The sequence below is a fragment of the Salinispora goodfellowii genome, from assembly GCF_059570675.1.
Genome location: NZ_JCANTD010000003.1, coordinates 291,620 through 309,225 on the forward strand (window position 1 = coordinate 291,620; position 17,606 = coordinate 309,225).

The 17,606-nt window shown below is 67.0% G+C and carries 14 protein-coding genes and 1 tRNA gene; all 15 read right to left on the bottom strand.

The genetic code is table 11. The features are described from left to right. Positions 1-54 precede the first annotated feature (54 nt). Positions 55-2,151 (bottom strand): elongation factor G, encoded by a 2,097-nt coding sequence (fusA, locus tag T398_RS06210; RefSeq protein WP_496445402.1) that lies wholly within the window; start codon positions 2,149-2,151, stop codon positions 55-57. Between the two features lie 74 nt (positions 2,152-2,225). After that, on the bottom strand, positions 2,226-2,696 hold the full coding sequence (gene rpsG, locus T398_RS06215; protein ID WP_012015128.1) for a 30S ribosomal protein S7: 471 nt from the start codon (positions 2,694-2,696) through the stop codon (positions 2,226-2,228). A 1-nt stretch (position 2,697) separates the two neighbouring features. Beyond that, the gene (gene rpsL, locus T398_RS06220; RefSeq protein ID WP_007465318.1) at positions 2,698-3,072 is read right to left on the bottom strand and encodes a 30S ribosomal protein S12; all 375 of its coding nucleotides are present in this window, start codon (positions 3,070-3,072) and stop codon (positions 2,698-2,700) included. Between the two features lie 484 nt (positions 3,073-3,556). Beyond that, positions 3,557-3,928 (bottom strand): hypothetical protein, encoded by a 372-nt coding sequence (locus T398_RS06225; RefSeq protein ID WP_496445455.1) that lies wholly within the window; start codon positions 3,926-3,928, stop codon positions 3,557-3,559. Between the two features lie 420 nt (positions 3,929-4,348). Continuing rightward, the gene (locus T398_RS06230) at positions 4,349-4,720 is read right to left on the bottom strand and encodes a hypothetical protein (RefSeq protein WP_496445403.1); all 372 of its coding nucleotides are present in this window, start codon (positions 4,718-4,720) and stop codon (positions 4,349-4,351) included. A 124-nt stretch (positions 4,721-4,844) separates the two neighbouring features. Beyond that, positions 4,845-8,738 carry a DNA-directed RNA polymerase subunit beta' gene (locus T398_RS06235; RefSeq protein ID WP_496445404.1) on the bottom strand — a complete coding sequence of 1,298 codons (3,894 nt, stop codon included), beginning with the start codon at positions 8,736-8,738 and terminating at the stop codon, positions 4,845-4,847. Between the two features lie 80 nt (positions 8,739-8,818). Beyond that, positions 8,819-12,250: a DNA-directed RNA polymerase subunit beta gene (rpoB, locus tag T398_RS06240; protein WP_496445405.1), complete on the bottom strand. Its 3,432-nt coding sequence runs from the start codon at positions 12,248-12,250 to the stop codon at positions 8,819-8,821. A gap of 578 nt (positions 12,251-12,828) precedes the next feature. Further along, positions 12,829-13,215, bottom strand: a complete 387-nt coding sequence (gene rplL, locus T398_RS06245) for a 50S ribosomal protein L7/L12 (protein ID WP_496445406.1) — start codon at positions 13,213-13,215, stop codon at positions 12,829-12,831. Between the two features lie 55 nt (positions 13,216-13,270). After that, a complete protein-coding gene (rplJ, locus tag T398_RS06250) occupies positions 13,271-13,816 on the bottom strand; it encodes a 50S ribosomal protein L10 (RefSeq protein ID WP_018217071.1) in 546 nt (181 codons plus the stop codon). A 397-nt stretch (positions 13,817-14,213) separates the two neighbouring features. Continuing rightward, positions 14,214-14,930 (bottom strand): 50S ribosomal protein L1, encoded by a 717-nt coding sequence (gene rplA / locus T398_RS06255; protein ID WP_496445407.1) that lies wholly within the window; start codon positions 14,928-14,930, stop codon positions 14,214-14,216. Positions 14,931-15,010: 80 nt separating this feature from the next. Continuing rightward, positions 15,011-15,442 carry a 50S ribosomal protein L11 gene (rplK, locus tag T398_RS06260; protein ID WP_496445408.1) on the bottom strand — a complete coding sequence of 144 codons (432 nt, stop codon included), beginning with the start codon at positions 15,440-15,442 and terminating at the stop codon, positions 15,011-15,013. A gap of 193 nt (positions 15,443-15,635) precedes the next feature. After that, on the bottom strand, positions 15,636-16,391 hold the full coding sequence (nusG, locus tag T398_RS06265; protein WP_496445409.1) for a transcription termination/antitermination protein NusG: 756 nt from the start codon (positions 16,389-16,391) through the stop codon (positions 15,636-15,638). Between the two features lie 38 nt (positions 16,392-16,429). Continuing rightward, positions 16,430-16,804: a preprotein translocase subunit SecE gene (secE, locus tag T398_RS06270; protein WP_496445410.1), complete on the bottom strand. Its 375-nt coding sequence runs from the start codon at positions 16,802-16,804 to the stop codon at positions 16,430-16,432. A gap of 211 nt (positions 16,805-17,015) precedes the next feature. Continuing rightward, positions 17,016-17,088, bottom strand: a tRNA-Trp gene (locus T398_RS06275). A gap of 124 nt (positions 17,089-17,212) precedes the next feature. Beyond that, on the bottom strand, positions 17,213-17,605 hold the full coding sequence (locus tag T398_RS06280) for a MaoC family dehydratase (protein WP_018217076.1): 393 nt from the start codon (positions 17,603-17,605) through the stop codon (positions 17,213-17,215). Between the last annotated feature and the right edge of the window lies 1 nt (position 17,606).

Here is a 17,606-nt window from a genome sequence, read left to right on the forward strand (position 1 = left end):
GGCGGGAGACCCTCCCGCGACCCGCCCCGGCTCATCAACCGGCTCAGGCGAGTGTCACTCGCCGGTCGCCTTGGCGATGATCTCCTTCGCCACCGAGGCCGGGACCTCGGCGTAGGAGTCGAACTGCATGCTGTAGCTAGCCCGGCCCTGGGTCTTCGACCGCAGGTCGCCGACGTAGCCGAACATCTCCGACAACGGCACCAGGGCACGGACGACGCGGGCACCGCCGCGATCCTCCATCGCCTGGATTATGCCCCGACGGGAGTTAATGTCGCCGACAACGTCACCCATATTCTCCTCTGGAGTGGTGACCTCAACGGCCATCATCGGCTCGAGCAGCGCCGGATCGGCCTTGCGAGCCGCGTCCTTCAGCACCATCGAACCGGCAATCTTGAACGCCATCTCAGACGAGTCGACCTCGTGGTACTGACCGTCCACCAGCGTCAGCTTCACCCCGACCAGCGGGAAGCCGGCCAGAATGCCGTACTGCATGGCATCCTGCGCACCTGCGTCCACCGAGGGGATGAACTCCCGCGGGATGCGACCACCGGTGACGGCGTTGGCGAACTCGTAGGTCGGAGCGTCGTTGTCCAGGGGCAGCGGCTCCAAGCTGATAATCACCCGGGCGTACTGGCCGGAGCCACCGGTCTGCTTCTTGTGGGTGTACTCGACCTTCTCCACCTTGCGGCGGATGGTCTCGCGATACGCCACCTGCGGCTTACCGATGTTCGCCTCGACGTTGAACTCGCGACGCATCCGGTCCACCAGGATGTCCAGGTGCAGCTCGCCCATGCCGGAGATGACCGTCTGCCCGGTCTCGTCGTCCAGCTTGACGCGGAAGGTCGGGTCCTCCTCGGCCAGCCGCTGGATGGCGGTGCTGAGCTTCTCCTGGTCGGCCTTGGTCTTCGGCTCGATGGCCACCTCGATGACCGGCTCCGGGAAGGTCATCGACTCAAGGATGACCGGGTTCGCCGGGTCGCAGAGGGTGTCACCGGTGGTGGTCTGCTTCAGACCCTGAACCGCGATGATGTCGCCAGCCTTGGCGGAGCCGCGCTCCTCCCGCTTGTTGGCGTGCATCTGGTAGATCTTGCCGATCCGCTCCTTGCGGTCCTTGGTGGAGTTGACCACCTGCGAACCGGTCTCGACCACACCGGAGTAAACCCGGACGTAGGTCAGCTTCCCAAGGTGCTTGTCGGTCTGGATCTTGAATGCGAGACCGGAGAAGGGCTCCGAGGTGGACGGCTTCCGCAGCAGCGGGGTCTCACCGTCGGTCGCGGTGCCCTCGATCGCCGGGACGTCCAGCGGCGACGGCAGGAAGTCGACCACGGCGTCGAGCATCGGCTGGACGCCCTTGTTCTTGAAGGCGGAGCCGCAGAGGACCGGGTTGGCCTTACCGGCGATGGTCGCCCGGCGGATGGCGGCCTTGATCTCCTCGACGGAGAACTCCTCGCCCTCCAGGTACTTCTCCATCACCGCGTCGTCGACGTCGGCCAGCGTCTCCATCAGCTTCTCGCGCCACTCGGCGGCGACGTCGGCCAACTCAGCCGGGATCTCCTCGACCGCGTAGTCCTCGCCCTTCTGGGTTTCCCCACGCCAGGTGAGGGCGTGCATGCCGATCAGGTCAACAACACCGATGTGCTCGGACTCGAGCCCAATCGGGACCTGAAGCACCAGCGGGGTGGCGTTGAGCCGGTCCACCATCATCTGGACGCAGCGGAAGAAGTCCGCACCGGTCCGGTCGAGCTTGTTGACGAAGCACATCCGCGGGACGTTGTACTTGTCGGCCTGACGCCAGACGTTCTCCGTCTGCGGCTCCACGCCGGCGACACCGTCGTAGACCGCGACCGCACCATCCAGAACCCGCAGCGACCGCTCGACCTCGACCGTGAAGTCGACGTGGCCGGGCGTATCGATGATCTGAATCGTGTGGCCCTTCCACTCGCACTTCGTGGCGGCGGAAGTGATCGTGATACCGCGTTCCTGCTCCTGCGCCATCCAGTCCATGACGGCAGCGCCCTCATGAACCTCACCGATCTTGTAGGTAATACCGGTGTAGAACAGGATCCGCTCGGTGGTAGTGGTCTTACCGGCATCGATGTGCGCCATGATGCCGATGTTGCGTACGTTGGCGAGCGCGTCTGCGGCGGCCACTTCAATCCCTACTTATCGTCGTCTCGACACAACTGGTGTGGTTCCGGCGCCGAGACGGCGCCGGAACCCGGGTGTTACCAGCGGTAGTGCGCGAAGGCCTTGTTGGACTCGGCCATCTTGTGCGTGTCCTCACGCCGCTTGACGGCGGCGCCGAGGCCGTTGCTCGCATCCAACAGCTCGTTCATCAGCCGCTCAACCATGGTCTTCTCGCGCCGGGCACGGGCGTAGGTGACCAGCCAGCGCAGGCCCAGGGTGGTGGCGCGGGCCGGACGAACCTCGACCGGCACCTGGTAGGTGGCGCCACCAACCCGACGGCTGCGCACCTCGAGCGTCGGCTTGACGTTGTCCATCGCCCGCTTGAGGGTGACCACCGGGTCGGTGCCGGACTTCTCCCGGCAGCCCTCCAGCGCCGCGTAGACGAGGGTCTCGGCGAGCTGACGCTTACCGCGCAGCAGGATCTTGTTTACCAGCTGGGTGACCAGCGGCGAGTTGTACACCGGGTCAGCGACCAGCGGCCGCCGCGGAGCGGGTCCCTTACGCGGCATGTCAGCTCTTCTCCTTCTTCGCGCCGTAGCGGCTACGCGCCTGCTTGCGGTTGCGGACACCCTGGGTGTCCAGCGAGCCACGTACGATCTTGTACCGCACGCCGGGGAGGTCCTTCACCCGGCCACCGCGGACCAGCACGATCGAGTGCTCCTGGAGGTTGTGACCGACGCCCGGAATGTAGGCGGTCACCTCGATCTGGCTGCTGAGCTTGACCCGAGCGACCTTACGCAGCGCCGAGTTCGGCTTCTTCGGGGTGGTGGTGTACACCCGGGTGCACACGCCCCGCCGCTGCGGGGACCCCTTCAGGGCGGGGGTTTTCGTCTTGGTCGTCTTGGCCTGACGGCCCTTTCGGACCAGCTGCTGAATGGTGGGCACCGGGTTTCTCCGCTCCCTTCGGTCGCCAGCGAGCGACCGCGCCGTCTGCTTCTAGCCGGCCGGATGGACGGCTCTCCTACATTCCAACCAGGGCCACCTGCCGGGGTCCCAGTACCCGCGGTCGGGCGTGTCGCCGATTCGCGGTTTCCCGGTCGTCACTCACGGGCGAAAACCGGGTTTGGTCACCGACGCAATGTGGCCGGATCTCTCTGGCTGTCGTCGTGCACCGCGAGAACACCCACGAAGCGAGATCACAGCGCACGCACGAACTGCCCAGGCATGCCTGGGCACAAGGGGAAAGAGTACCTACCACAACCGCGCAGGTCAAAACTGGGCGGCCAGCGGGTTCACCCACCGGTCGAGACCGTTCGGCCTGCGCGCCCGTGCCGGGCACCTACCGAGTCGAGTGTACCGGCTGCACCTGGCAACGATCCCGCGGCCCTTGGTTCCCAACGCCCTGCACAATCAGCCATAAACCCGACGATCAGGACAACCCCGCGAGCAGTGCCAACCCAAGCCCGCCCAGGTTGAAGAGCAGCCCGGCACCACCGCAACTAACCCCGGCCCAGGCCAGTCCCCGCCCGGAGAACCGGACCGCCGGCGGCGGCATCGGCCGACGGATCTGCCGCAGCCCGAACAATCCGACACCAACAGCGCCCGCCCCGGTAAGGACGCCCAGCATGGCGAAGGCCCCCGCAGCCCACGCGCCGTCCCCACCCGCCCCAATCACGCCGAAACCGACCACCGGCAACGACACCAGAATCGAAACAATCCCCACGACCAGGGAGCCCACGGCGAGACCGGAGGTGACCGCCGGTACGTCGAGGTGCACAACCCCGAACGGCGTACCCGGCACCGGATGAATCTGACTCGGCCGACCCAACGGCTCCCGCGGTGGAGGCGGCGACACCACCGGCAGGGGGCCCCAACCGGGGGTTGAGGTCGGTGGCGTGCCCGCCGGGCCGGACGGCGCTGGTGGCCGGGCCCACGGGTCCGGAGTCGGCGCCCCCAGCCGCGGCGCGGCAGGCGCGCCCTCCGCTGGCCCCGGCGGCCCGCCGGACGCCGTCGGGTCGGTGCCCGGCGGTCGGGTCGGGTCGGTGCCCGGCGGGCGGGCCGGATCGGTGCCCGGCGGGCGGGCCGGATCGGTGCCCGGCGGTCGGGCCGGATCGCTCACAGGTCCTCCAAGTCGGCAGTCGACGCCCAAGCGCCGAACATCGGTCAGGCTACCGCTGCGCGGCCAGCGGGCGATGCCCGACTTGGTCAACGCTCCCAACGGTCAGTCCACGTTCGGGGCAAAATCCTGGCCGTAGGGGGCCTCCGCCAGCCGGATGACACCAATCACCACCAGGGCGGTCACCACGACCATGGTCAGCACCAGGCCGGTCCAGGCCAGTCGCTCCCCGCGCCGCAGCCACGCCGCTCCGGTCAGAAACCCCCCAGACAGGTACGCCTCACGACGGGCCTGCCGCGCCAGCACGAGTGCCACCGTGGCCGGCACCACTCCCCCGACGAAGAGGCCGGTCAGTGCCCCGAACAGCCCGAGCGCGAAGACAGCCCGCGCCTTGGTTGACCGCACCGGATCCGGATCCTGCGGGTGCCGGGGCAGCCCCGGCGGGGCGAGCGGGGAGGGCCCGGCAGTGGTGCTCATGCCCCCATCATGCCCGGACTCGGAACGGAACAGAGCTCGAGCCGGTCGCCCAGCGGATCACCGACACCGACGAACACGACGCGGCCCCCAGCAATGCCGGGGGCCGCGTCAATCATTGGGTGGTCTAGCGGTACGACCCGAAGTCGAAGTCGTCCAGCGGGACCGCCTGGCCACTGGCCGGCCCGAAGCCGTAATCGGTCTCCGGGTAGCCGGTCATCGAGTAGACCTTGGCCTTCGCCTCCTCGGTCGGCTCGACCCGGACGTTGCGGTACTTGCTGATACCAGTACCAGCCGGGATGAGCTTACCGATGATCACGTTCTCCTTGAGACCGATCAGCGAGTCGCTGCGAGCGTGGATCGCCGCATCCGTCAGCACCCGGGTGGTCTCCTGGAAGGAGGCCGCCGAGAGCCAGGAGTCGGTGGCCAGGGATGCCTTCGTGATACCCATCAGTACCGGACGGCCAGCGGCAGGTTCGCCGCCCTCGGAGACGAGCCGGCGGTTCTCCGACTCGAACAGGGCCCGGTCCACGAGCACGCCCGGCAGGAACTCGGTCGAGCCGGAGTCGATCACCGTCACCCGCTTCAGCATCTGCCGGATGATGATCTCGATGTGCTTGTCGTGAATGAGCACACCCTGCGAGCGGTAGACCTCCTGGACCTCCTGGGTCAGGTGGACCTGGACCGCACGCGGACCGAGGATGCGGAGCAGCTCGTGCGGGTCGATCGTACCCACCGTGAGCTTCTCGCCGACCTCGACGTGGTCGCCGTCGTTGGCCAGCAGTCGGACCCGCTTCGAGATCTTGTCGTAGGCGATCTCGTCACTGCCGTCGTCCGGCACCACAATGATCTTCCGCGACCGCTCGCCGTCCTCGATCCGGACCCGACCAGGGGTGTCCGCGATCGGGGCCTTGCCCTTCGGGATACGAGCCTCGAAGATCTCCTGGACCCGGGGCAGACCCTGGGTGATGTCCTCCCCGGCGACACCACCGGTGTGGAAGGTACGCATCGTCAGCTGCGTACCCGGCTCACCGATCGACTGGGCGGCGATGATGCCGACGGCCTCGCCGACATCCACGGTCTTGCCGGTCGGGAGCGAACGGCCGTAGCAGGCCCCGCAGACGCCCAGCTTCGACTCACAGGTAAGCACGCTGCGGACCCGGACGGACTCCACCCCGGCGGCGACGATCTTGTCCACCAGAATCGAATTGATGTCCGCGCCCCGCTCAGCGACGACGGTGCCGTCCGGCCCCTTGATGTCGTCAGCCAACGTACGGGCGTGCACGCTGGTCTCCGCGTGCTCGTGCACGGCCAACGAACCGGCCTCGCCGGCGAGCTGGCCCACCTGCATCGGAATGGCCCGGTCGGTGCCGCAGTCCTCCTCGCGGATGATCACATCCTGCGAGACGTCCACCAGACGACGGGTCAGGTAACCCGAGTCGGCGGTACGCAGGGCGGTGTCCGCCAGACCCTTACGGGCACCGTGCGTGGAGATGAAGTACTCCAGTACCGACAGGCCCTCGCGGTAGGAAGCCTTGATCGGACGCGGAATGATCTCACCCTTCGGGTTCGCCACCAGGCCACGGATCGCGGCGATCTGCCGGAGCTGAAGCAGGTTACCCCGGGCCCCCGAGTTGATCATCTTCCAGAGCGGGTTCTCCTGCGGTAGTGCGGTGTCCATCTCCTTGGCGACCTCGTTGGTCGCCTTGGTCCAGATCTCGATGAGCTCACCGCGACGTTCCTCGGCGGTCATCAGACCACGCTGGTACTGCTTGTCGATCCGGTCGGCTTCCTTCTCGTACCGACCAAGGATCTCCCGCTTACGCGGCGGCGCGAGGACGTCCTCCATCCCGATGGTCACGCCGGACCAGGTGGCCCAGTGGAAGCCGGCCTCCTTGAGACCATCGAGGGTGGCCGCGAGGGCGACCTTCGGGAAACGCTCGGCGAGGTCGTTGACGATCGCGGAGAGCTGCCCCTTGCGGATCTCGTAGTTCACGAACCGGTAGCCCGGCGGCAGGGTCTCGTTGAACAGAACCCGACCGAGCGTCGTCTCCACCGTGATCGGGTCGCCCTCGACCCAGCCCTCCGGCGCGGTCCACGGCTCGGCACCGGGGCCACTCTCGACCCCGACGAGACCCCGCAGCCGGATCTTCACCGGCGCCTGCAGGTGCAGTTCACCGTTGTCGAACGCCATCCGGGCCTCGGCGTCCGAGCTGAACGCCCGGCCCTCGCCCCGCTCACCCGGGGTGCGGTGGGTGAGGTGGTAGAGACCGATGATCATGTCCTGGGTGGGCATGGTCACCGGCTTGCCGTCCGCCGGCTTGAGGATGTTGTTGGACGAGAGCATCAGGATCCGTGCCTCGGCCTGAGCCTCGGCTGACAGCGGCACGTGGACCGCCATCTGGTCACCGTCGAAGTCAGCGTTGAACGCGGTGCAGACCAGCGGGTGGATCTGGATCGCCTTGCCCTCGACCAGCTGCGGCTCGAACGCCTGGATACCCAGCCGGTGCAGGGTCGGCGCCCGGTTGAGCAGCACCGGATGCTCGCCGATGACCTCCTCCAGCACATCCCAGACGACCGGCCGCTGCCGCTCGACCATCCGCTTGGCGGACTTGATGTTCTGTGCGTGGTTGAGGTCCACCAGCCGCTTCATCACGAACGGCTTGAACAGCTCCAACGCCATCTGCTTGGGCAGGCCGCACTGGTGCAGCTTGAGCTTCGGACCGACCACGATCACCGACCGGCCGGAGTAGTCGACCCGCTTGCCGAGCAGGTTCTGCCGGAACCGGCCCTGCTTGCCCTTGAGCATGTCGGACAACGACTTGAGCGGACGGTTACCCGGACCGGTGACCGGTCGACCACGGCGGCCGTTGTCGAACAACGCGTCAACGGCCTCCTGGAGCATCCGCTTCTCGTTGTTGACGATGATCTCGGGAGCACCGAGATCGATCAGCCGCTTGAGCCGGTTGTTCCGGTTGATCACCCGGCGGTAGAGGTCGTTCAGGTCGGAGGTCGCGAAGCGGCCACCGTCGAGCTGCACCATCGGGCGCAGGTCCGGCGGGATGACCGGGACGCAGTCCAGCACCATGCCGAGCGGCGAGTTGCTGGTGTTCAGGAACGCGGCGACCACCTTGAGTCGCTTGAGCGCCCGAATCTTCCGCTGCCCCTTGCCGGTACGGATGGTCTCCCGCAGGCTCTCCGCCTCGGTGCCGAGGTCCATGTTCTGGACCAGGGCCTTGATCGCCTCGGCCCCCATCCCGCCGGTGAAGTACTCGCCGAACCGGTCGCGCAGCTCCCGGTAGAGCAGCTCGTCGGTGACCAGCTGCTTCGGCTCCAGCTTGCGGAAGGTTTCCAGCACCTCGTCCAGGCGGTCGATCTCGCGCTGGGCCCGGTCGCGGATCTGGCGCATCTCGCGCTCTCCGCCCTCCTTGACCTTGCGCCGGACGTCCGCCTTGGCGCCCTCGGCCTCCAGCTCGGCGAGGTCGGCCTCGAGCTTGCCCGCCCGCTTCTCGATCTCCGAATCCCGGCTGTTCTCGGACTGCCGCTTCTCGGCGAGAATCTCGTTCTCGATCGTGGCCAGATCCCGGTGACGCGCATCGGCGTCCACACTCGTCACCACGTACGAGGCGAAGTAAATGATCTTCTCGAGGTCCTTGGGGGCGAGATCCAGCAGGTAGCCCAGCCGGCTCGGCACGCCCTTGAAGTACCAGATGTGGGTCACCGAGGCAGCGAGCTCGATGTGCCCCATCCGCTCCCGGCGGACCTTGGACCGAGTCACCTCAACGCCGCAGCGCTCACAGATGATGCCCTTGAAACGGACCCGCTTGTACTTACCGCAGTAGCACTCCCAGTCCCGCTGGGGACCGAAGATCTTCTCGCAGAAAAGCCCGTCCTTCTCTGGCTTGAGAGTGCGGTAGTTGATGGTCTCCGGCTTCTTGACCTCGCCGTGGGACCACTGCCGGATGTCGTCGGCGGTGGCGAGGCCGATGCGCAGCTCGTCGAAGAAGTTGACGTCGAGCACGTTATATCCCTCGTGTCGTGTCTGATCTCTAGCTAGCTCTCGGCGGGGTTGCGGGCCGGCCGGCCCGCAACCCTCGCCACTCACACCTCTTCGACCGAGCTCGGCTCGCGCCGGGACAGGTCGATGCCCAGCTCCTCCGCGGCCCGGAACACCTCGTCGTCGGTCTCCCGCATCTCCAGGGCCACACCGTCGCTCGAGAGCACCTCGACATTGAGGCAGAGCGACTGAAGCTCCTTGAGCAGCACCTTGAACGACTCCGGGATGCCCGGCTCCGGGATGTTCTCGCCCTTGACGATCGCCTCGTAGACCTTCACCCGGCCGAGGACGTCATCGGACTTGATCGTCAGCAGCTCCTGCAGGGCGTACGCGGCACCGTACGCCTGCATCGCCCAGCACTCCATCTCACCGAAGCGCTGGCCGCCGAACTGCGCCTTACCACCCAGCGGCTGCTGCGTGATCATCGAGTACGGACCGGTCGACCGCGCGTGGATCTTGTCATCGACCAGGTGGTTGAGCTTCAGGATGTAGATGTAGCCGACCGCGATCGGGTCCGGCAGCGGCTCGCCGGAGCGACCGTCCAAGAGCTGGGCCTTACCGGACGAACCGATCAGCTGCTTGCCGTCCCGGTTGGCCCGGGTGGACGCGAGCAGACCGGAGATCTCCTCTTCGCGGGCACCATCGAAGACCGGGGTGGCCACGTTGCTGTCCGGCTCGGACTCGTCGGCGCTGATCGCCTGGAGCTGCCGCTTCCACTCGGCGTCGTCACCCTCGACCTTCCACCCGGTCTTGGCCACCCAGCCGAGGTGCGTCTCCAGCACCTGGCCGATGTTCATCCGGGATGGCACGCCGAGCGGGTTCAGCACGATGTCGACCGGGGTCCCGTCCTCAAGGAACGGCATGTCCTCCACCGGCAGGATCTTGGAGATGACACCCTTGTTGCCGTGCCGGCCGGCGAGCTTGTCGCCGTCCTGAATCTTCCGCTTCTGGGCGACATAGACCCGGACCAGCTCATTGACGCCCGGCGGCAGCTCGTCACCGTCCTCGCGGGAGAAGGTGCGCACCCCGATGACCGTGCCGGTCTCGCCGTGCGGCACCTTCAGCGAGGTGTCCCGGACCTCACGCGCCTTCTCGCCGAAGATCGCGCGGAGCAGCCGCTCCTCGGGGGTCAACTCGGTCTCACCCTTGGGCGTGACCTTACCGACCAGGACATCGCCGGGGACGACCTCGGCGCCGATCCGGATGATGCCCCGCTCATCGAGGTCGGCGAGCATCTCCTCGCTGACGTTCGGGATGTCGCGGGTGATCTCCTCCGGCCCAAGCTTGGTGTCCCGGGCGTCAACCTCGTGCTCCTCGATGTGAATCGAGGTCAACACGTCCTGCTGCACGAGGCGCTGCGACAGGATGATCGCGTCCTCGTAGTTGTGGCCCTCCCAGGTCATGAACGCCACGAGCAGGTTGCGCCCGAGTGCCATCTCGCCGTCGTCGGTACACGGACCGTCGGCGATCACCTGGCCGGCCTCGACCCGGTCCCCCTCGAACACGACCGGCTTCTGGTTGACGCAGGAGCCGGCGTTGGAGCGGCGGAACTTGTGCAGCAGGTAGGTGCGACGGTGGCCGTCGTCCTGGTGCACGGTGATGTAGTCGGCGCAGAGGTCCTCGACGACACCGCCGAACTCGGCGACCACCACGTCCCCGGCGTCCACCGCGGCCCGGTACTCCATACCGGTGCCGACCAGCGGCGCCTCGGCCTTGACCAGCGGCACCGCCTGGCGCTGCATGTTCGCGCCCATCAGCGCGCGGTTGGCGTCGTCGTGCTCGAGGAACGGGATCATCGCGGTCGCGACCGAGGTCATCTGTCGCGGCGACACGTCCATGTAGTCCACGGCCGCGGGGGGCACGTCCTCGGTCTCGCCACCCTTACGACGGACCAGGACACGGTCCTCGGCGAACGAGCCATCCGCCCGCAGCGGTGCGTTGGCCTGCGCCTTGACGAAGCGGTCTTCCTCGTCCGCGGTCAGATAGTCGATCTGGTCGGTGACCCGACCGTCAACGACCTTCCGGTACGGCGTCTCGATGAAGCCGAACGGATTGACCCGGGCAAAGGTGGACAGCGCGCCGATCAGCCCGATGTTCGGGCCTTCCGGCGTCTCGATCGGGCACATCCGACCGTAGTGCGACGGGTGTACGTCGCGGACCTCGAATCCGGCCCGCTCCCGGGACAGACCACCGGGGCCAAGAGCACTCAGCCGACGCCGGTGGGTGAGGCCCGCCAGCGGGTTGGTCTGATCCATGAACTGGGACAGCTGCGACGTGCCGAAGAACTCCTTGATCGCCGCCACCACCGGGCGGATGTTGATCAGAGTCTGCGGCGTGATCGCCTCGACGTCCTGCGTGGTCATCCGCTCCCGAACGACCCGCTCCATCCGGGACAGGCCGACCCGGACCTGGTTCTGGATCAACTCACCCACGGTACGCAGCCGACGGTTACCGAAGTGATCGATGTCGTCGGCCTCGTAGCCCTCCTCCCCGGCGTGCAGCCGGCAGAGGTACTCGACGGTGGCGACGATGTCGTCCTGGGTGAGCACCCCGGTGTCGATCGACAGGTCCAGTTCGAGCTTCTTGTTGAACTTGTATCGGCCGACCTTGGCGACGTCATACCGCTTCGGGTTGAAGAAGAGGTTGTCGAGCAGGGTCTGGGCGTTCTCCCGGGTCGGCGGCTCGCCCGGACGCAGCTTGCGGTAGATGTCCAGCAGCGCCTCGTCCTGGCTGCCGATGTGGTCCTTCTCGAGCGTGGTCATCATCAGCTCGGACCAGCCGAACCGCTCGCGGATCTGCTCCGCCGTCCAACCGATAGCCTTGAGCAGCACGGTGACAGCTTGCCGACGCTTACGGTCGATCCGAACCCCGACGGTTTCACGCTTGTCGATATCGAACTCGAGCCAGGCACCCCGACTCGGGATGACCTTCACGCTGGAGAGGTCGCGGTCGGAGGTCTTGTCCGGCTGCTTGTCGAAGTAGACACCCGGCGACCGGACGAGTTGGCTGACGACGACGCGCTCGGTACCGTTGATGATGAAGGTGCCCTTCGGCGTCATCATCGGGAAGTCACCCATGAACACCGTCTGGCTCTTGATCTCGCCGGTGGTGTTGTTGGTGAACTCCGCGGTCACGAAGAGCGGGGCGCAGTAGGTGAGATCCTTCTCCTTACACTCCTCGATCGAGGCTTTGACCTCGTCGAAGCGTGGGGCCGAGAAGGAGAGTGACATAGTGCCGGAGAAGTCCTCAATGGGACTGATCTCGTCGAGAATCTCCGCGAGACCCGAGCGCGCGTGCGGATCGTCCGCCGACCGGCCCTGCCACGCCTCGTTGCCAACCAACCAGTCAAAAGACTCGGTCTGAATGGCAAGGAGGTTGGGGACCTCGAGGTGTTCGGTAATCCGACCGAAAGAAACTCGGCGGGGAGCGAAAGCGCTCGACGTACGACTGGTCTTCGCAGGGCGGGAAGCTGCCAAGATGCGTCCTTCCGAGGACCGGTGCTGCAGAACGGCTGGTACGCGCGCACTCCAATAACCCCACCAGAAATATCCACAATCGGACATTTCCGAGCAGGGGTAAATTCGGAAGGCAGCGCAAACTAGCAGTGTAGCCGAGAGGTTGGCCGCTGTCCAGCCAACCCCGCAGGTCATCGCGGAGCGCGCCCCGGAACCTCATGCCGGGCCGCTCAGAACGCGACGCTCCCACCGGGCCGCATTGCGGCCACCGGGCGACTCCGAGCCCACACCCAGTGGTGGCCGTGCAAGCGCGGAAAGTCTTGCTGGTTTCAGCGTGCCTGCCCGGCCGGGCCCCGTCAAGGGCCGGCTACCGCCGGCGGCGACCCACCGCTCCCCGCCAGCATCGGACCCGGCGCAGCCAGGTGGGCGGCACCGACAGGCCAGGCTCCCGCCAACCGCGCGGAACACCCGGCTCGGCTGGGGCAGCCCACGCCACCAAAACGGGCGGGCGGCGATCCGCTGACCGGATCACCGCCCGTCGTGCCGCAGGGCGCCCCGGCACACGTACACCGGGACACCCTACCGGGGTTAGCACAAGGTCACTTGAGGGTGACCTTGGCGCCCTCACCCTCGAGCTTGGCCTTGGCCTTGTCGGCGGTCTCCTTGTTGGCCTTCTCCAGGATCGCCTTCGGCGCGGACTCGACCAGGTCCTTGGCCTCCTTGAGGCCCAGGCCGGTCAGCTCACGCACGACCTTGATGACCTGAATCTTCTTGCCGCCGTCGGCCTCGAGGACGACGTCGAACTCGTCCTTCTCCTCCTCGACCGGCGCACCAGCACCGTCGGCCGGGACACCAGCGGCCACGGCGACCGGCGCCGCCGCGGTGACCTCGAAGGTCTCCTCGAACTGCTTCACGAACTCAGAGAGCTCGATCAGCGTCATCTCCTTGAACGCGTCGAGCAGCTCGTCGGTGCTGAGCTTCGCCATATCTGGCGTCCTTTCTCAAGTGGTGTTGCTAAGAATCGTGTGCACCGGGGCAGCCTCAGGCCGCCTCGGCGCCTTCCTTCTCGCGCTTGTCCTGCAGGGCAGCCGCCAGGCGGGCCGTCTTGGCCATCGGCGCCTGGAACAGCGACGCGGCCTTGCTCAGGTTGCCCTTCATGGCACCGGCCAGCTTGGCCAGCAGCACCTCGCGGGACTCCAGGTCGGCGAGCTTCGTGACCTCGGCCGCAGAGATGGCCTTGCCCTCGAAAACGCCGCCCTTGATGACCAGCTTCGGGTTGGTCTTCGCGAAATCGCGAAGACCCTTGGCCGCCTCGACGACGTCGCCCGAAACAAAAGTCAGCGCGGTAGGACCGGTGAACAGCTCGTCGAGCCCGGAGATACCCGCGTCCGCCGCGGCACGCTTGGCCAGCGTGTTCTTGGCGATGGTGTAGGTGGTCTCCGTGCCGAGCGAGCGCCGCAGCTGGGTGAGCTGGGAGACCGTCAGACCACGGTACTCGGTCAGCACGGTCGCACCCGCGTTGCGGAAACTCTCGGTCAGCTCGACGACGGCCGTGGCCTTGTCGGCCCGGATCGGCTTGTCCGCCATGTCCCTCCTCTCTCGTTGCTCCAGGCTGGTCACCGTCATCGGCGGTAGCCGACGGCGGATCCGGAGGAAACACAGCAACGAGAAAAGCCCCGGCGCAGGGCGCACGGGGCGAAAGGCTGGTGCTGGCACCACAGTCGGCGGACCGTGGGAGACAACCTGTTTTCGCTTACCGCCCTGCGCGGGTCGCCCGTCGTCGCGGAACCTTCGACCGTGCCGAGGCACGGTGACCAGCGGTCTCTGGGTGGAACTTCGCGACAAGAATACGCGATGCCCGCGAGGGCTGCCACACCGCCCCCATCAGCCCTACCGCCCAGCACCCGGCCGACCGCCAGCCGATCAGTCAGAAAGCCGAACGGGCCCCACCAGCTGGCAGGGCCCCGTTCGAACGCAGTCGTGCTCAGCCCTCGGCGGAGCTCTCCTGCAGGTTCTTCACCACGTTCGGGTCGACCGGAACACCCGGGCCCATCGTGGTGGTGAGGGTTACCTTCCGCAGGTACTTACCCTTGGCCGCGGACGGCTTAACCCGCAGGATCTCGTCGAGGACCGCCGCGTAGTTCTCCACCAGCTGGCTCTCGGAGAACGATGCCTTCCCGATGATCAGGTGCAGGTTGGAGTGCTTGTCCACCCGGAAAGCGATCTTACCGCCCTTGATGTCCGCAACAGCCTTGGCGACATTCATCGTCACCGTGCCGGTCTTCGGGTTCGGCATGAGACCGCGCGGGCCCAGGATCCGCGCGATCCGACCAATCTTGGCCATCTGGTCCGGCGTGGCGATCGCCGCGTCGAAGTCGAGCCAGCCGCCCTGGATCCGGGCGACCAGCTCATCCGTGCCCACCTCGTCAGCCCCGGCGGCAACGGCCTCCTCGGCCTTCGCGCCGGCGGCAAACACGATCACACGCGCGGTCTTACCAGTGCCGTGCGGCAGGTTGACCGTGCCGCGCACCATCTGGTCCGCCTTACGCGGGTCGACGCCGAGGCGCATCGCGACCTCGACCGTGGCGTCGAACTTGGCGGAGGTGGTCTCCTTGGCCAGCTTGACGGCCTCGGCGGGGGTGTACAGCTTCGACCGGTCGATGGCCGCAGCCGCCTTGCGGTAGTTCTTGCTGTGCTGCATCTGTGGTTACTCCTGTGGTCTCTGGCGGGCCGCGGTGCTCACGAGCCCTCCCACAAACGGGATCGGCGGGTCGGCTTGGGTCAGTCGACGACGTTCAGGCCCATCGACCGGGCGGTGCCGGCGATGATCTTCTCGGCCTGGTCGAGGTCCTTGGCGTTGAGGTCAGCCATCTTCTTCTCAGCGATCTCCCGCAGCTGGGCCCGGCTGACCTGGCCGACCTTCTCCAGGTGCGGGACACCCGAGCCCTTCGCCACACCAGCGGCCTTGATCAGCAGCCGGGCGGCAGGCGGGGTCTTCAGCACGAAGGTGAACGAGCGGTCCTCGTAGACGCTGATCTCGGCGGGGACGATGTCGCCCCGCTGGGACTCGGTCTGCGCGTTGTAGGACTTGCAGAACTCCATGATGTTCACACCGTGCTGACCCAGCGCGGGGCCAACCGGCGGCGCCGGGGTGGCCTGGCCCGCCGGCAGCTGAAGCGTGAACGTCTTGACGAGCTTCTTCTTCGGAGGCATGTCACTTCCTGGGACGTGGAACGGAAATTCGCACCGCCGGTCGGGGCATGCACGGTCAGCATGCCGCGTAGACGGCGACGTTCTAGGGTAGCGCATGCCGACTGCCGGCCTTCCGGGGTACGGCTGCCGGCCGCCCGGGCCAGAAACGAGTACGTCGGCGGTGGGTAGCTACCCACCGCCGACGTACTGAAGGTCAGATCTTGGCGACCTGGTTGAAGTTCAGCTCCACCGGCGTCTCTCGACCGAAGATCGACACCAAGACCTTGAGCTTCTGCTGGTCGGCGTTGATCTCGCTAATCGTCGCCGGCAGGGAGGCGAAGGCACCGTCGGTGACGGTGACCGAGTCGCCGACCTCGAAGTCGAGGACCTTGACCTCGGGCTTCGCCTTCTTTTCCACAGCCTCGACCGCTGGCGCCAGCCACTTCAACACCTCGTCGAGGCTCAGCGGCGCCGGACGGTCGGCCCGGTCGGTGGCGCCCACGAAGCCGGTCACCCCGGGCGTGTTCCGCACGCAGGAGTACGACTCGGCAGTGAGCTCCATTCGCACCAGGATGTAGCCGGGGAAGACCTTGGCCTGGATCTGGGAACGCTTGCCGTTCTTGACCTCGACCTCGTCCCGGGTCGGCACCTCGACCTGGTAGATGTAGTCCTCCATGTCGAGGGAGGTGATCCGGGTCTCGAGGTTGGTCTTGACCTTGTTCTCGTAGCCGGCGTACGAGTGCACCACATACCAGTCGCCCGGCGCGTAGCGCAGCTTCTGCCGCAGCTCGGCGACCGGGTCGAACTCGTCCTCCTCGGCCGGCTCGCTGGCGCTGGCGGAGAGCTCCGGCTCGCTGGCGCTGGCGGAGAGCTCCGGCTCGCTGGCGGCCTCAACCGACATGTCACCAGCCGCCGTCGCGACCGTGGACTGCTCGTCCACAGGCTCGGCGGTCTCGTCGTACTCAGGCACGCTTGCTCACTTCCGTCACTATCAGCACAGTCAGCCGGTCAGCTGGGGTTACCGAAGACCCACAACACACCCTCGGCGAAGGCGAGGTCCAGGCCAGCCACGATCGCCAGCATCACGGCGACGAACACGATCACCACGGAGGCGTAGGTCAACAGCTCCTTGCGAGTCGGCCAGATGACCTTACGCAGCTCAGCCACGACCTCGCGGACGAATCGCACGACTCGACCGATCGGACCAACCTTGTCACCCTGGGTACGACTCTTCGGCCGGTCCCCCGACTCGGCCCGTGAGCTGCTCGCGCCCTCGCCCCGGGAGGCTGACTCATCGTCGGCGCCGGCATCGCCGGCAGCGTCGAGCTCGCCGTCCGGACGCTCGTCGTCGGCATCCTCGCCGCGCCGCTTGTTGTCGGCCACATCGCCCTCCGTCGCGGGATGTCGGTTCGCACGCCGTCACAGCATACGCGGCGTCTGGTCACGCCGGCCGGCCCGACCGTCCGCGACGGGCCGTAGCCAGCGGTCCGAACTTGGGGCCCGAGTGCCTCGGGGCCGCCCTGCCGATACCACCACCACGGGCCGGACGCCGCCAACCGACGACGCGACCCACGAAGCGATCAGGCCTGAGGCGCAGGGGTGACAGGACTTGAACCTGCAGCCTGCGGTTTTGGAGACCGCTGCTCTGCCAATTGAGCTACACCCCTATGCGGCAGACGTCACCTCACCCGCCAATACGGCTGGGCAGGGTCACGTGCCCCACGGCGGATCAGTGTACGGGTAGTGGCACGACTTTCCCAACCGGTCCGCCCCTGGCACGTCAAAGATCGGTCAGCCGGACGTCCGAATGGTCGCCCTCGCCTGCGACAACACCTTCTCCCCGCCGCAGGTCGCGGTGATGTCGATCCTGGTCAAGCCCGCATCGGTGACCTCCCGAACCGCCGCCGTCACCTCGATCTCGGTGCCCTGATCATCGTCTGGGACAACGACCGGCCGGGTGAATCGGACCCCGTAGTCGACCACCGCGTCGGCAGCGCCGGCCCACTCGGCGACGGCCCGGCCCACCAGAGCCATCGTGAACATGCCGTGGGCGATCACGCCGGGCAGCCCGACGGAGGTCGCGATCCGGTCGCTCCAGTGGATCGGGTTGAAGTCTCCCGAGGCACCCGCGTAGCGGATCAGGTCCGCCCGGGTCACCCGGAACGTCTTGGTCGGCAGCTCCATC

Excerpts from the sequence above, each read along its gene's own strand:
- rplA (WP_496445407.1), bottom strand. The coding sequence starts at position 14,930 with ATGCAGCACAGCAAGAACTACCGCAAGGCGGCTGCGGCCATCGACCGG.
- rplJ (WP_018217071.1), bottom strand. The coding sequence starts at position 13,816 with ATGGCGGACAAGCCGATCCGGGCCGACAAGGCCACGGCCGTCGTCGAG.
- rplK (WP_496445408.1), bottom strand. The coding sequence starts at position 15,442 with ATGCCTCCGAAGAAGAAGCTCGTCAAGACGTTCACGCTTCAGCTGCCG.
- T398_RS06230 (WP_496445403.1), bottom strand. The coding sequence starts at position 4,720 with ATGAGCACCACTGCCGGGCCCTCCCCGCTCGCCCCGCCGGGGCTGCCC.
- rpsG (WP_012015128.1), bottom strand. The coding sequence starts at position 2,696 with ATGCCGCGTAAGGGACCCGCTCCGCGGCGGCCGCTGGTCGCTGACCCG.
- rplL (WP_496445406.1), bottom strand. The coding sequence starts at position 13,215 with ATGGCGAAGCTCAGCACCGACGAGCTGCTCGACGCGTTCAAGGAGATG.
- T398_RS06280 (WP_018217076.1), bottom strand. The coding sequence starts at position 17,605 with ATGGAGCTGCCGACCAAGACGTTCCGGGTGACCCGGGCGGACCTGATC.